This is a genomic window from Rhodococcus sp. KBS0724 (genome assembly GCF_005938745.2).
Lineage (GTDB): Bacteria > Actinomycetota > Actinomycetes > Mycobacteriales > Mycobacteriaceae > Rhodococcus_F.
Map to the genome: position 1 here is coordinate 215,014 of NZ_VCBX02000001.1, position 14,557 is coordinate 229,570.

A 14,557-nucleotide genomic window follows, 5' to 3' on the forward strand; every position below is an offset into this window, starting at 1 on the left:
ATCGTTCTTCGCCCGTAACATGAAGTGGGGCTGCAGGTCTGATGACCTGCAGCCCCACTCTCGGCTATGTCGGGGTTAGAGCTTTCGGGTGCGCAGCTCGTGTCCCTTGGACGTCTTGCATGCGCCGGTCTCGAGATCCCACTGCCAGCCGTGCAGGTTGCACGTGAGCTTGTTGCCTTCCACCACACCGAATTTGGTGAGATCGGCCTTCAGGTGCGGGCAACGACGCTGAATCTCGTAGCCGCCCAGTTCGATGGACGCGGTGTCGTCGTGTGCTTCGGAGAACCAGCCGTCGGCGTAGACGATGCGCTCGTCGGTGAGGCACTTGAAGAACGTGTAGAGGAACTCGTTGTACCCGCCTACACGCCACGCCTGGAAGCGGGTGGAGAGGAAGATGGTGTTGACCCAGTCGGGTTCGTCGTCGCGCAGGACTGTGCGAACCAACTCGGGTGCAATACGGAATCCGTAGCGGTACTTGCCTTCACCCTCGATGGGCTCGCGGACCAGGCGCTTCGGGAAGTCGAGAACTACCGTCTCGTCACCCATGACAAGTCCGACCGGGTAGCCGATACCGTCGCAGATGACGTCCGATTGCGCCATGATGGGCTCGAACTTCGCCTTGATCGCTTCGAGGAGCGGTTCGCCCTCGGCCGGCGCCCACGACGCCTTCTCGGCGGCGAGCACGGGAGCCATCTTCTTGGCCATGTTCTCGATGTACTCGGCCTTGTTCGAGAAAATCTTGTCGACCTCGTCATCCGGAATCGGATGGGACAGAACAGCTTCGCTGCCATGAATGTCCACCACGGAACCGGGGATCATCAGCAGACCACCGTTGTTGCCGTGGATGCGCATCTGCTCGAGGAACACGATCTGGTCGGGGAAGATGTTTCCCTCGTCGTCGTGATCGTCGTTGAGGTCACGCAGAGCGTCGTCGAGGAAAACCGGCGGGCCGGCCGACGGGACGACCCAGGTGGCGTCGACCTGCTCGATGTAGCTACGGCAGCGGTCCATGCCGCGCTGACGCTTCTGCTTGCCGAAGTTGCGCTTGGTGCCCTTCGGGATGTCGTAGACCATCGGGTACCAGATGGCGCCCGAGTACTGCAGAAGGTGGATGTCGATCTTGCCGAACTGCTCGCCGAGGACGTCCATGTCGACCGGGCGCGCGTCGTTCATGTTGAAGCACGTGGTCTCGCCGTCGGAAATCACGATGCCTGAATCGCCGATCGGGCCGTCGGCCGGGGCGCGCAGGGCGATGATCATGATCTCCAGGTCACCCTTGGGGCCCGAGACGGTGTGCTTGACGGAATCCTCGGTTTCGAAGAACTTGTGGAAACCGAGCTTCTCGAGCTCACGCTTGAGGTCCGGGACCGGGTAGTCCGGCAGCAGCACCGTGGCGTCCTTGTTGACGTGCTTGCTCAGGTTTTCGGGATCGAAATGATCCTTGTGAAGGTGCGAGACGTACAGGTAATCGCAATTACCGATGGCGTCCCAATCCAACTCCGAGTTATCCGGGAACGGGAACCACGACGCAAAATACGCGGGGTTGACCCACGGATCGCACAGGATCGAGCCTGCGGTCGTCTGAATGTGGAATCCGGCGTGACCGACGCTGGTGACCTGCACTGGTATGCCTCCTGAAAATGTGCTGAGCGACGGTACCAGGGTAGGCCCTCCGCGCAGCGGGTTCGATCAGGCAACCCCTCAGCACCGCAGATAACCCGACGTCACCACGGGAAACACGCGCCCACGCGGTGGGTCAGATCACGGGTTCACCGATAGGCTGGGAACCTGTGGACCCCGTATACAGAACAGTCATCGGCATCGCCCGTACCGTCTTCGCGTTCGAAGGCCTGAAGTTCTCGGTTCAAGGCGATCGGAATATCCCCGCTACCGGTGGAGCGGTGATCGCGATCAACCACACCGGGTACATGGACTTCACCTACGCGGGTCTGCCGGCGCGCACCCCGAAGCGGTACATCCGGTTCATGGCCAAGAAGGAAGTTTTCGACAACAAGATTTCCGGGCCCATCATGCGAGCCCTCAAGCACATCCCCGTCGACCGCGGCGCGGGTGCTGATTCCTACAAGGCAGCCGTCGACTTCCTCAAGCGCGGAGAACTGGTTGGCGTGTATCCCGAGGCCACGATCAGCCGGAGCTTCGAGATCAAGGAATTCAAGTCCGGTGCGGCCCGCATGGCGATCGAGGCGGGTGTCCCGATCATCCCCGTCGCGATCTGGGGCGCGCAGCGCGTGTGGACCAAGGGGTATCCGAAGCGGCTGGGCCGCACCAATACTCCGATCTCCATCGCTGTCGGTGAGCCCATCCAGCCTTTCGAGCCGGCTAGCGAGCTGACGGCCAAGCTGCGCACGACGATGCAGGAACTGCTGCTCGAAGCTCAGAAGGGTTACGAGCATCCCGCCGGCGAGTACTGGGTACCCGCACGATTGGGTGGCAGCGCTCCCACCCTCGAACAGGCAGACAAGATGGACGCCGAAGAAGCCGAGGCCAAGGCAAAAGCACGCGAGGCCCGCAAGTCGGAAGGCTGAGCCCGTGACCGCCGAACCCGTGTACACGGCAGTCGAGACCACCGCGCGTGTTCTCTGCTGTCTACAGGGTCTGGCGGTCACCCGAACCGGCACCGAGAACGTTCCGCATACCGGCGGAGCGGTGATCGCGATCAACCACACGAGCTACCTGGACTTCATCCACGCGGCCCTTGCCGTGCGCGAGTCGAAGCGGAAGCTTCGGGTGATGGCCAAAACGGAATTGGCGAACAACAAGGTTCTCGCGTTCCTCATGCGGGGGTGTGGCGTCATCGAAGTGGATCGCTCGGCGGGTGCATCGGCCTTCCAGGCAGGGGTCGACGCATTGCGCCGTGGCGAATTGGTTGGCGTGTATCCCGAGGCGACAATCAGTCGGAGTTTCGAGATCAAGGAATTCAAGTCCGGTGCTGCCCGGATGGCCATCGAAGCGAAGGCGCCGATCATTCCGGTGATTGTCTGGGGTGCACAGCGGGTGGTGACAAAGGGTGGTCCGAAGAATCTGGGCCGCAACCACTTTCCCATTTCCGTGGAGGTTGGTACGCCAATTGATCCGGTAGAGCCGGCAGACGCACTCACCGAGATTCTGCGGATTGAGATGGACGCCATCTTGCGTCACGCTCAGGATGGGTTTGCCCATGAGCCGGGTGCGTACTGGGTCCCGCGTCGGCTCGGTGGAGGAGCGCCCACTCCGGAGGAAGCTGCCGCGATGGATGCAGCGGAGCGGGCGAAGCGGGCTGGATGATTCAAACCGCGATTGAATTGTCACGCAGACATCTTTGATGTCACTTGGCGCGGCTACTCCGGATCAGATCCGACTGCAAATCGATCGTCAGCGCGAGTGCGCCGATGAACATCAAGGTCTCCGGAAACTCCGGTGCGATTCAGGGGTCAATATTGAAGTGGGCGGTTTCTATCGGTCGTCGCAACACTTCTCCCTAGAATCTGGAGTTTGTGTTGTCGTCATCTCGTCGTGTGAAGAAGGGGCCGGGGCGTCGTCCGCAGTCGGCCAAGCGTCAGCGGTTCATGGAGCTCCGCGGCCGCGGGTGGAGCATTCTCGCGGCTGCCCGTGAGGTCGGTGTATCCCGAACCACCGGAAACAACTGGTCGCGCGGCTACAAGACCTACCGCAACGGTGCGGCCGTGGGGTTCGTACCTGCTTTGGAGCGGCTGGCGGTACGTGAGATCAGTGCCCGGTTTCTGTCCCAAGACGAACGCATCGAGATCGCCGATCTACGCCGTGCGGGACTGAGTATCCGAGCGATCGCAGGCCGGTTGGGGCGGTCGCCCTCGACGATCTCGCGCGAACTTCGCCGGAACGCAGTCACGGGCAACGATTATCGGCCGTTCGAGGCCCACCGACGTGCCACGGCCCGACGAGCCCGGCGGCATCGGCGACGTCTGGAGATCACACCAGAATTACAGCGGGTCGTGGCGGAACTGTTGTCGCAGCGGTGGAGTCCGCAGCAGATCAGCCGGCATCTGCGGGCGCGATTCCCGGACGAGCCGCGGATGTGGTTGTGCCACGAGAGCATCTATCGGGCCATCTACCAGCCCGGATCGCTTTTACTGCGGCCCTCTCCGCTGGCCCCGCAGCGGCGGTCACCGCTGCGCACCGGCCGTGATCACCGGCGTGCTCAGCGGCGCGGAGAGCTACGCCGCCCGCGATTCGAGCAGCCGATGCTCACCATTCATCAACGGCCATTCCCTCCCGAGGACCGTTCGCAAGCTGGGCACTGGGAAGGTGACTTAATCACCGGCGCCCACAACCAATCCGCGATCGGCACGCTCGTCGAGCGCCAGACACGGATGGTTCGGTTGCTGCATCTTCCCTTCCGCGACGGCGATTCTCTCCATGCGGCGCTGACCGCGCGGATGCGCGATCTGCCGGCGGCGTTACTGCGGTCGATCACCTGGGATCAGGGCTCCGAAATGGCCCGTCACACTACGATCGCGCGATCGCTGGGCGCACCGGTCTACTTCTGCGATTCACGTTCCCCGTGGCAGCGCGGTTCGAACGAGAACGCCAACGGACTGTTGCGTGACTACTTCCCGAAGGGAACAGACCTCGCCATCCACTCGCCGGAGCATCTGCTGGCCGTTGAGAACGAACTCAACAGCCGTCCCAGGGTCGTCCTCCAAGACCGTTGTCCGACAGAGTTGTTCACGGCTCTACTAGAGTCACAGAATCCGTCGGTGTTGCGACGTTGACTAGAACCCAAGGTGCCGTACTTTGATCAGTTTTCACCTGCCGTCGACAGGGGTTCGACACCGTCCTCTGAAAAGTTCTGCTGTGATGGTCGCCGTAGCGCGAAGCACGGCCCTGCCGATGCAGCCCAGATCGCGGGACACTCAGCGTCTCATGCCAATCCGCGAGGGTTGTCCGCCCTCGGCATTGGACGTGTCGCCGTACGTGGATTCCTCCCAATCCTTCATGGAACCCAGACCGGGTAGGGGCTCTGTCCAGGGGTATCGAGGATGATCCCGACGCTTTGCTCCGCGCGAGTCACCGCCACGTAGAAGTTGGCTGCTTGCTGATGTTTGAGGACGGTCCCTTTCTGGAGGAACTGAGTGATCGGGCCGGTCGGGTAGATCAGCACGCGTTCGCGTCCGAGCCCCTTGGCTTTGCCGAAGTTCATGAATCCCAGGTGCTCGAACGACTTGCCTGTCCCGGCAGAGTGCCGCAACGGGAGCGGTGAGTACCTCTCCATGTAGACATCGACATGCTCAGATTTGATGAGAAAAATTCCGTCATGCCCGGTCGCCCGCTCGTTCATCGAGATTGTGGGCTCGAATCCCCATTCTTCTTCGAACATGGAATCGGCCAGCGATGCGATTGCCGACGAGCACCGCCATGTCTGGCATCGTTGGTCTATTTTTAGTCGCCTGGATTTTTCATCGGCTTTGAACTTTTTCCAGATCCCCATGTACATGAACTTCTTGTTCTTGCGTTCACGTTCGTTCGTTGCCAAGATGGCTTGTCTGATATCTCCCACCATGTTGACCGGGATACTCGACTTCATCAGCAGGTTCAGTATCTCCAGGTCGTAACCGCACAGGTCTTGAACTTCGTCGATGAAGATCCGGTCGTAGATTCGTGCAAGCCTGCGGATACCTGCGCCAGCTGATGCCTCTTCAACACGGACCGCCAATTGTGGGAGGTGGACCTTTCTCGCTTCTCCGTGCTCGTTGAAGTATCGTGGCCAGTCCTCGACTTTGGAGTACTGCTGCGGCGGACTGTTGAAGTCGAATCCTTTGCTGCGTGCCCCTTCGTAGAGAAAGGGCAGGAAGGGGCGAACGAAGTTGCCTAGGAGGAACGAAAACCATCCACTGACTTCGATATTGGGATGGTCGCCGGCAAATCGTGCCAGACGATCGCGTAACTCAGTCTGGTTAACGGAGGTATAAGTGAGGATCAAGATGCGCTCAGCCCGATCCGCGGCCGCGCACTCGTCCACGATTCCCTGGGTCTTACGCGATCCAGCCACCGCGAGGGTGAGGTGATTATTCGCTGCCATGAATGAACTCGATCGCCTCCGTGAAGTACTTTGGCGGTGCCAGGACATCATCGCTCTCAGCGATTCGCAGCGCAGCCTCAGTCTTGTTGTTGGTCATCCAGGTCTCCAGGTTCGCCCTGTCCGTCACACCCAGCACCTTTCGCATCCGACTTTCGTCTGGGTTCGCAGTTAGCACTTGGGGCTCGAGCGTATGGCCCAGTGATACATCGCCGATGAACACGCGCCGCGAAACTTCGTCGGTGAGATAGCTGATTTCGTCGAGGAGTTCGGCAGGGTCACTGCCGTCGTTGTCTCGGAGTGCGGCGCAGCGCTTGTCGAGAGCTTTGGCAAGTTCGAGACAGCGTTTGAGTGCGAGGCCTCGCATGCTGATGACGTCTACGCCGTCTTCAATCGGCCGCTGGCCACGGGCGTCCAGGTAGAATTTCTCGAACAGTATTTCGTCCGAAGGGCCCTCCACCAGTACAAAGCGATCGGCGAGCACCATCCGGAGAGTGTCGTACCCCGGGAGTTTCTTGTAGTAGGCCACGGTATCGTCGGGGAGCTCGTCCAACGAAATAGCTCGACCGTCGGAGATGAACATGAGCCCGTTCAAACCGAGGCGATTCAGCACAAACGAACTGTGGGTGGTGACGAACAGTTGCTGACCGTCACTGGCGAGCGTTTCAATTCGACGCAGGAGCGCGTTCAGGCTGGTATGCGATAGATGATTCTCCGGCTCCTCGATCATCACTACGTGCGCCGAGCTAGCTTGATTTCCCATCGCGAGCGCGATTTTGATTGCTGCTTGTTGCCCTTGGCCGGCCATCCCGAAGGGGAGCTCAGCAACGTGCGGGACGACGCTGGTGTCCCAGGAACCTCGTGCGGACTGGTCCATCGCCAGAGAAAGGCGCTTGTCGCCAAGCGCACCCTCGAGCTGCGAGATCTTGTCATTTACTTCTTGCAGATGTTCGACCGTCATAGTTTCCTTGACGGAGCGGAAGGCGAGGGAAACGGCAGCTTTCTGCTGTGTCTCTAAGTGGTCGCTGAGGATTTGTCGCAGATGGAAATCGACCCCGTTGCTTGACCGAATCGTCCGGGAATCGATGATTGCAGTGGTCAGTTCCTTCGGGCGCGTAGTGAGCACGACGTCACCGAAAGAGCGCCAATCCACCATGTAGTACTCAACAGGCAGTATCGAACTGTCGGACTTGAGATGAGCCTCAGTCTCCATGGAATACTCCGGATTTGGCGCTACTCGAAGGCAGACGCCCGCGCACTCCCGTGTGGGCACCTCAGAGTTGTTCGCCCCGAACAACTTACGTTGGAAATCATCTCGATCACACAGAAAGACCTCGATGGTGATCTCCGGTGGCGCAACAGGTTTACCTTCTTCTCGAGCGCGGAAGAACTCGATGACATCTTGTTGGTTGAACCAGAAGGGGTTCAGTTCCTCTGCAGCAGTTCGACCGTTGACGCGGCCGGTCAGTGCTAGACCGATGGCCTCCAGCAGGGTCGATTTCCCGGACTCGTTCTCACCTACAAGAATGTTGAAGCGAGGGTGTGGTGCGAACGTGAATTCGCGGAACTTGCGGTATCCGCTGATGCGAATCTTTTCGATCACGACGCCAGATCCCTATCGGATTCGATGGGATGTCCGTAATTGCGGACTGATTCGACTTGGGGGTGAAACGAGATGACTTGGAGCGTGGCCATGCTGCCGTTATCTCCTCTTCACACCGAGGTGTGTTCGCAGGTTTATTTACAAGCTCGCGTTGAACTTAGCGTTGCCCTCCGACACGACCGGCTGGGATCGGCGGGCGGGCTGTCGGTGGACCTGCAGCTAGCGAAATTTCAGTATCCGCGCGCAGTGATTCTCGAAGAATCACGGAACGGAGACCGTGAGTCACTGGAAAACTAGCTCTGCTCATCAAATGTCGAGCTAAACGTGCCGAGCCTTGCGGATTCGAAGACGGGCCGTCGACAAACCATCGGTTTTCGACACCCGGACAGTCGATGCAATCGTGCACGTCGATTCAGTCGGCAACTCGTGTCGAAAATCTATGTCGGATTACCGCGTTAATAACCATTTCCGACAGATTCGATCAAAAATCGTCGGAGTGTCCGATGAGGAGGCGCTGAGCGAGACCGTCGTACCTCACAGGCACAATGGCGGGGTGAGCCCAGAGCGTCCGACCAGCCCAGCCCGCCCAACTCTTGTCGCGACAGATGTCGACGGCACGTTGATCAACGAGGATGAGTTGGTCAGTGCTCGCACCCGCGAAGTGATTCATGCCGTCGTGGAATCGGGAACACCGTTTCTGCTGGCAACCGGTCGTCCGCCGCGCTGGATTTCACCGGTCGTCGAAAGCCTGGGATACGCACCTTTGGCGGTCTGCGCTAACGGCGCAGTTGTCTACGACAGTTACGCAGACCGCGTGCTCAGCGCCGCAACTCTGTCGGTGGAGGCGCTCATCGAACTTTCGGGGCTGGCGCTCAGCGTGCTTCCCGGTGCCGGCCTGGCAGCCGAACGAGTGGGGGAGAGCGCCCACGACGCGGCTACCCCACAATTTGTCAGCTCCCCGGACTACGAACATGCGTGGCTCAACCCCGACAACACGGAGATGTCCGAGGACGATGTCCTGGCGGTGCCCGCCGTGAAACTGCTGATCCGTCGGCCGGGAATGACAAGCACCGCAATGTACGACGCCCTCGCCCCGCACGTCGGATCGCTGGCAGACATGACGTACTCCACGGAGAACGGGCTGATCGAACTCTCGGCGCCGGGCATCACGAAGGCGTCGGGCCTCGTGGCCGCGGCGAAGCAGTTCGGGTTCGACTTGTCCGGATTGGTGGCGTTCGGCGATATGCCCAACGACATTCCGATGCTCGCGATGGCGGATCTGGGCGTCGCGATGGGCAACGCTCACCCCGAGGCGAAGGCAGCAGCCGACGAAGTTACCGAGACCAATTCGCAGCATGGGGTCGCAAAAGTCCTCGAGCGCTGGTGGTCGTAAAACCCACCAGCGCCCGAGGACTTGTCGCAGGATTTATCCCACGGCATTCAGAATCTGTGTGACTACACCGGTGATCTGGTTGAAGATCAGGGCGCCGTTCTCGAAGTCGCTGCGGAAGCCGTCCGGGATCGAGTATTCGTCCGAGATGGGGAGTCCGAGGGAACCGAGATCTGATCCGTAGCTCTGCCACGCCTTGAAGATCTCGCCGATCACGGTGTACACGCCTCCGTTGGGGGAGGTGTAGATCGCGCCGTTCTCGAACAACGCTCCCAGATTGCCGAACTTGGCCTGCAGTTCTCCGGTGAGCGCCTCACCGAGACGGCCGAGGTCGCCGCCTTCGGCGATCCACTTCTGTGCGAGCGGAGAATTGTCGGTCAACTTCAGAACCTGGTTGACCAGGTCCGTCACGGAAGATCCGGCGCCGGCCACGGTGTCGGCCGGTGTGGTCGGCTTGGGCTGCACAGGAGTGTTGACGGGATTGGCCGGCGCAGTTACTCCGTTGGCTGCATTGGCTGCGATCTGGCGGATTTCACCCATGCGGGAGTACCCGGCGTCACCCGGGCAGGCGGTGCTGCCGACGTCACGGTGAGCGAAGATGATCGGCAAATCGACTGCAGCACCCTGCGGGTACGGCGTGTACGGCGTGCCTTCGGAGTACATGGTGGTGCGTCCGAGCGGGTTGAGTCCGGCCAACTTGAGTCGCCACCCGAGGAACTGACCAACCGAATTCAGCATCGCCGACGACGGCTGAACGGTGGAGTAGTCACCCATCATCGCGATACCGACGGTGTTCTCGTTGAAACCACCGGCATGTGCACCCTGGACGGGCTTGTCCAGACCGCCTGCGCGGCCTTCGAAGATCTGGCCGTACTTGTCGACGAGGACGTTGTATCCGACGTCGCACCAGCCGAGTGTCTGTGCGTGGTAGGCGTAGATCGAACGGACGATCCCAGCCGACTCGGCCTTCGTGTAGTTGTTGACACCCGCGGTGTGGTGCACGGTGGCACCGCCGAGGCCGTCGTCGTACGTTGGGTTGCCGCAGCGCAAGCCTTCGTCCGCACCCCACTGCGCGCGAGTGATCACTGCGGGACCGCCGGTGGAGAACGGCGCCGCAACTGCCTGCAGATTGTCGTCCGACGGGCTTGTGCCCGGATCGATGAGCACGGCCGTGACCTCGTCAGCGGTGGTCTCGACCTGGCGAAGCGGCTTCGATACCGATGCCGGGGTGTAACCGAGTTCGCCTTCGGGAGCCGGGGCGGCCTCAGTGGTGGGCGCAACCTCTGCCGGTGCCGATGAGGCGGGCGCGGGTGCTGCATCGGTTGCCGGTGTGTCACGCGGCGTCAGGATCTGGATGGCCTTGGTGAGTCCGACGTAGAGGGGTTCGGTGGCGGAGAGAGTCTTTGTCGTTTGTTCGGCGTCGATGGCGTCGGGGGAGAACCACGGGCCCCAGATGCCGTCCTCGGACAGTGCGCGGATCTTGGACTGCGCCGAGTCGACGGTGTCCGAGGTCAACGCGACCATGCTGAACGGGGCGTCGCGAGTGAGTTGCTTGACCACAGCGCCGGGGAATTCCTCATTCTGAACAGGCGTTTCCGTCGGCGCGGCCGGATCGGCCGGTGCCGGCAGAAGCTCCGTCGGAATCGTGATTCCGGGAGGCAGCGCGATGTCGGTGGGGATCAGTGCCTTCAGATCGCCGAGGTTGATGTCGGGCAGATCGAGCCCCGTCAGTTCCTTGAGCGGAATGACGATGTCGGGAACCGACGCGAGCAGAACCTGCGAGATCTGGGTGGGCACCGCCACGGACGACGTTTCGTTTGCCGAGCGGACGTCAGGCGTGTCGTTGGTGAGGCCGTATACCGCAAAAGGACTTGCGACAGCCAGTGCGGCTACGGCCCCAAGTACGAATGAGGGCTTCGGTCGACGGTGTGGCAAGGGATGACTCCTCGGTTGTAGTTACTTACGAGCGAATTTCAGGGCCGGTAACGGCCTCGAACAGAATCGTCCGGAACTGGATCCGAGCAGGTCGGAGGCCATGTTGCGCGGATCAACTCCATCTTTCGGTCGCATATGTCTGCAACTCGTGATGCGGATGTGACTCGTGTGACTGGTGTTGCTAAGTCCAGGCACTCTTGCCACACTAGTCACAAGAGTCCATAACGCTCAACCTTAGGGTGAGACTTTAACTGAATCGTTGTGGACTGGACCGCGTGCGGAGAACCGACTTCGCAACCCCGTGAGTCCGGCGGTGTTGAGGAGAACGTGGATGGCGAAGAGCGAGCGAAGCGGAACTGCAGGTAAAATGCCTGTTAGACGCCGTTTCTTGGTGAGTGGCCCCGGTCGACGCCGTTCCGTGATGCGCATCTCCGTGATGGGACTGATTCCCGCTCTGGCGCTCGGAATTGCCGTCGGAGGTATCGGGACTCTCTACCAAGACGACCAGTCTGTTATGCCCGTAGTCTCCGCCGACACTCAATTCACACTCTCGGGCCACGGCAACGGCCACGGCCGCGGCATGGGCCAATGGGGCGCCTACGGCTACGCAAAAAACCAGGGTTGGTCCGGCGAGCGAATTCTCAGCCACTACTACGGCGGCACCGTCCTCGACTCCATGCCGGCCGCTCAGATGAGCGTTCGGCTGACGGCCCACGACGACGAGACCCTCGACGTGTACTCCGCCGCCGGCCTGGTCGTGAACGGGCAGCGCACCGCACCTGGTGAAGCCGCCCACCTGACCGCACTTCCCGGCGGCGGCGCCAGTGTCGTCGTCACCAGCGGCTGCGGCGGCGGTGTCGTCTGGGAAGCGGTCACGGACCATCCGTGGGTGGATCCGGTCGATTTGTCTCCGGACCGGCCGGCCGGCCAGTTCTTGACGATGTGCGACGACAACGCCCCGTATCGCGGCGCCCTTGGTGTCGTGCTCGACAACGGTGCGGCGCGCACGGTCAACCTGCTCGACATGGAGGACTACCTCCTCGGGGTCGTGCCGGTAGAGGCGAAGGCTGAATGGGCCGATTCCGGTGGGGCAGAGGCACTGCGGGCTCAAGCCGTCGCCGCGCGGTCGTATGCCGCCGTCGAGCATCGCAGCTCCTACGCCGACACGTGCGATACCCAGAACTGCCAGGTCTACGGCGGCGCAGGCAAGGAAGATCCGCGAACCACCGATGCCGTGCGCAGCACCACAGGCGCCGTTCTCTCACGCGACGGCGACATCGTTGCTACCGAATTCTCCTCGTCCACAGGCGGTTACAGCTCAGGTGGCGCCTTCCCGGCCGTGGCAGACGAAGGTGACACCATCTCGCCCAATCACGACTGGACGCAGATGTTTTCCGCGGGCGAGATCGCGGAGGCCTTCGGGGTCGGTGAATTGACGTCACTGAAGGTTCTCTCGCGAAACGGCCTCGGCGTCGACGGCGGCCGCGTCACCGCTCTCGAAGTTGTCGGAACAAAGGCAACTGTCGGTGTCACGGGAATGCAGGCAAGGGTGAAATTGGGGCTGAAATCCGACTGGTTCACTATCGGAGACGGCGCTGGTGTGGTAGAGAGTCCGGTATCGGAAACTGTAGCGCCAGAACTAAACTCGCAAATTACCGATTCGTCCGGTACGGTTGTCGAGACGCCGATCGAGGCAAAGTATCAGGAGTACGGTGGCGCCACCGGCACTCTCGGTGCCCCGGTCGGGCCGGAGATGCAATTGCCCTCCGAGGCAGGCACCTTCCGCGTCTTCGAAAACGGAACCATCATCTGGACCGAGATTTTGGGTGCGCAGGTAGTTGATGCCAACGTGCTCCGCGAGTGGATACCGACGGATATGAGCTAGGGGAAGATCGGTCGATATCCACCTCGCACAAAAACGATTCTGTCGGGCCTCGCCGCAATCCGGTGTAGGCCCGACAGGTCGTTTACGGCCGGAAATCAGATGGTGGGGGCGTCGCCGAGCAGTCGATATTCGAGCCACAGTTCGGCGCGTTCGGTCGGGGAGCTGAGATCGAGTTGCAGGAGGCTCTCGATGCGAGCGAGTCTGCTGCGCAACGTATGTCGATGAATGTTCAGTGCGGTAGCCGCGGTGTCGCCGACTCCGTTGTGGGCCAGCCACATGGCCAAGGTGCGGTAGAGGTCGCTGCCGCCCTTTGCTTCGAGTAGTGGCCGCAGATGGGCGGCCGCGAAAGCCGACGACCGATCCTGATCGAGAAACGCCGACAATCCACTTTCGGAGAGTTCCGCAAACCGCATCGACGGTAGGTTTCGCGCACTAGCCTCCGCCGCTGCCTGCGCGGCCTGCCGTCTGGCGCGCGAAAGATCGTCCCACCACAACATGTCCGACACGCCGACGGTTACGTCGATACCTTTGACGCGAGCGAGAATTCGGCCACTGTCCGTGGCCGAGACAACGGCGATGAGCGCGCCGTCGGTGATGCCGAAGGCCAAATCGCGGCTGAGGCCGTCGAGCAATGAGACGGACACGCTCTCGAGCAGGCCGACGGGGCCCGCGACGTGAAAGACCTGAAAGGGCTCGACCGGAAATCCGCCCCACAGTTCTCCGGAAATGTTGCGCGCGAGCGTATTCTGGCCCTCGAAGAGCTGATGCATCGCTACCGTGCGCAAGTGATTCATCGTCAGTTGCGCATCTCGGGTGCGGGCCGTCATCAATGTCAGCAGGGAAGCCGCGGCAATCACGATGCCCTGATTCAGTGATCCGACGGCGCCGGGGCAGCCGGCGACGAGGTATCCCATCAGCTTGCCCCGTGACGTAGTCAGCGGATGAGAGATGACGTCCTCGTTCTCGCTCGTGACAAAGCTGACCTCCATCGGGCGGGTATCGCGCTCGGGGGCGGTGCGCTCGATTCCCGCGGCCGCGGCGGTGTGCGATATCTCGACGGTGTGCCCTGCCGAGTCCAGCAGGGCTGCCCATCCTCCGATCAATTCCGCGACCCGGCGCACGACTGCCCGCGTTCCGTTGACCGTCACGGCGGCTTGGAGCAGTCGACGCACACTCTGATAGTTGTTGCGCAGGGCTTTCATGTCGTCCTCGGACTGCGCCCGAGACACCGTTTTTGTCAGTGCGATGAACGGCGTTCGCAAAGGGACGTCGAGAAGCGGCACGTTGAAACGGGTGGCCGCATCCACAAGAGCCTGCGGTACTTCCTCGTATCCGAGGCCGGTTCCGAAACCGATTCCCGCAATTCCGACGCCTACCAGGGTCCGCACGAATCGGGTCGTCCCGGCGGCCGTCATGGGTAGTGACACTCCGGTGATGAGGAGTAGTTCACCGCCGTCGAGGAAGGGCGTCGGGTCGGGTAGTTCGGAGACATGTGCCCAGGTCAGGGTGCGATCGAGCTGATCGTGTCCGGCCAGGACACGCAGGCCGAACTGTTCGGTCGCGCAGAGCTGACGCAGGGTGATCGGCATGGGTCCAGTCTGGCACCTTGTTCGCGCCACTATGTAGTGCCTGCGGTCACGTTTGTACAAAGTGGAGCCTGTCGCGACGGGGTTCGAGGTCCGACACTGA

General features: G+C 61.3%; 10 protein-coding genes. 5 read left to right on the forward strand and 5 right to left on the reverse strand.

What is annotated here, in order from left to right:
• Nucleotides 1-75 precede the first annotated feature (75 nt).
• The gene (locus FFI94_RS00980) at nt 76-1,623 is read right to left on the reverse strand and encodes an MBL fold metallo-hydrolase (protein ID WP_138871347.1); all 1,548 of its coding nucleotides are present in this window, start codon (nt 1,621-1,623) and stop codon (nt 76-78) included.
• 167 nt (nt 1,624-1,790) lie between these two features.
• On the opposite strand from FFI94_RS00980, the gene FFI94_RS00985 reads away from it, so the two are divergent.
• The 3 genes from FFI94_RS00985 to FFI94_RS00995 all read left to right on the forward strand — a co-directional run bounded on the left by FFI94_RS00985 (nt 1,791) and on the right by FFI94_RS00995 (nt 4,751).
• Entirely contained in the window at nt 1,791-2,546 is a 756-nt protein-coding gene (locus tag FFI94_RS00985) for a 1-acyl-sn-glycerol-3-phosphate acyltransferase (RefSeq protein ID WP_138871348.1), read from the forward strand.
• Between the two features lie 4 nt (nt 2,547-2,550).
• On the forward strand, nt 2,551-3,285 hold the full coding sequence (locus FFI94_RS00990) for a 1-acyl-sn-glycerol-3-phosphate acyltransferase (RefSeq protein ID WP_138871349.1): 735 nt from the start codon (nt 2,551-2,553) through the stop codon (nt 3,283-3,285).
• A gap of 281 nt (nt 3,286-3,566) precedes the next feature.
• Nucleotides 3,567-4,751 (forward strand): IS30 family transposase, encoded by a 1,185-nt coding sequence (locus FFI94_RS00995; RefSeq protein ID WP_260684448.1) that lies wholly within the window; start codon nt 3,567-3,569, stop codon nt 4,749-4,751.
• 221 nt (nt 4,752-4,972) lie between these two features.
• Here the strand turns inward: FFI94_RS00995 and FFI94_RS01000 are convergent, their stop codons facing one another.
• Both FFI94_RS01000 and FFI94_RS01005 read right to left on the reverse strand, forming a co-directional pair.
• Nucleotides 4,973-6,058 carry a UvrD-helicase domain-containing protein gene (locus FFI94_RS01000; protein WP_138871350.1) on the reverse strand — a complete coding sequence of 362 codons (1,086 nt, stop codon included), beginning with the start codon at nt 6,056-6,058 and terminating at the stop codon, nt 4,973-4,975.
• Nucleotides 6,045-7,658, reverse strand: a complete 1,614-nt coding sequence (locus FFI94_RS01005) for an ATP-dependent endonuclease (RefSeq protein WP_138871351.1) — start codon at nt 7,656-7,658, stop codon at nt 6,045-6,047. Before FFI94_RS01005 ends, FFI94_RS01000 begins: the two co-directional genes overlap by 14 nt.
• A 553-nt stretch (nt 7,659-8,211) precedes the next feature.
• Between FFI94_RS01005 and FFI94_RS01010 the strand changes: the two genes are divergently transcribed.
• Nucleotides 8,212-9,051 carry an HAD family hydrolase gene (locus FFI94_RS01010; RefSeq protein ID WP_138871352.1) on the forward strand — a complete coding sequence of 280 codons (840 nt, stop codon included), beginning with the start codon at nt 8,212-8,214 and terminating at the stop codon, nt 9,049-9,051.
• A 33-nt stretch (nt 9,052-9,084) separates the two neighbouring features.
• On the opposite strand, the gene FFI94_RS01015 is transcribed toward FFI94_RS01010, so the two are convergent.
• Nucleotides 9,085-10,983, reverse strand: a complete 1,899-nt coding sequence (locus FFI94_RS01015) for an N-acetylmuramoyl-L-alanine amidase (protein ID WP_138871353.1) — start codon at nt 10,981-10,983, stop codon at nt 9,085-9,087.
• A gap of 331 nt (nt 10,984-11,314) precedes the next feature.
• Here FFI94_RS01015 and FFI94_RS01020 point away from each other — a divergent pair, with 331 nt between their 5' ends.
• Nucleotides 11,315-12,868, forward strand: a complete 1,554-nt coding sequence (locus FFI94_RS01020) for a SpoIID/LytB domain-containing protein (RefSeq protein ID WP_138871354.1) — start codon at nt 11,315-11,317, stop codon at nt 12,866-12,868.
• Between the two features lie 95 nt (nt 12,869-12,963).
• On the opposite strand, the gene FFI94_RS01025 is transcribed toward FFI94_RS01020, so the two are convergent.
• A complete protein-coding gene (locus FFI94_RS01025) occupies nt 12,964-14,457 on the reverse strand; it encodes a PucR family transcriptional regulator (RefSeq protein WP_138871355.1) in 1,494 nt (497 codons plus the stop codon).
• Nucleotides 14,458-14,557: the final 100 nt, after the last annotated feature.

What these genes read in the sequence shown, in the direction of transcription:
- FFI94_RS00995 (WP_260684448.1), top strand. Translation starts at nt 3,567, where the DNA reads ATGGAGCTCCGCGGCCGCGGGTGGAGCATTCTCGCGGCTGCCCGTGAG.
- FFI94_RS01000 (WP_138871350.1), bottom strand. Translation starts at nt 6,058, where the DNA reads ATGGCAGCGAATAATCACCTCACCCTCGCGGTGGCTGGATCGCGTAAG.
- FFI94_RS01020 (WP_138871354.1), top strand. Translation starts at nt 11,315, where the DNA reads ATGGCGAAGAGCGAGCGAAGCGGAACTGCAGGTAAAATGCCTGTTAGA.
- FFI94_RS01025 (WP_138871355.1), bottom strand. Translation starts at nt 14,457, where the DNA reads ATGCCGATCACCCTGCGTCAGCTCTGCGCGACCGAACAGTTCGGCCTG.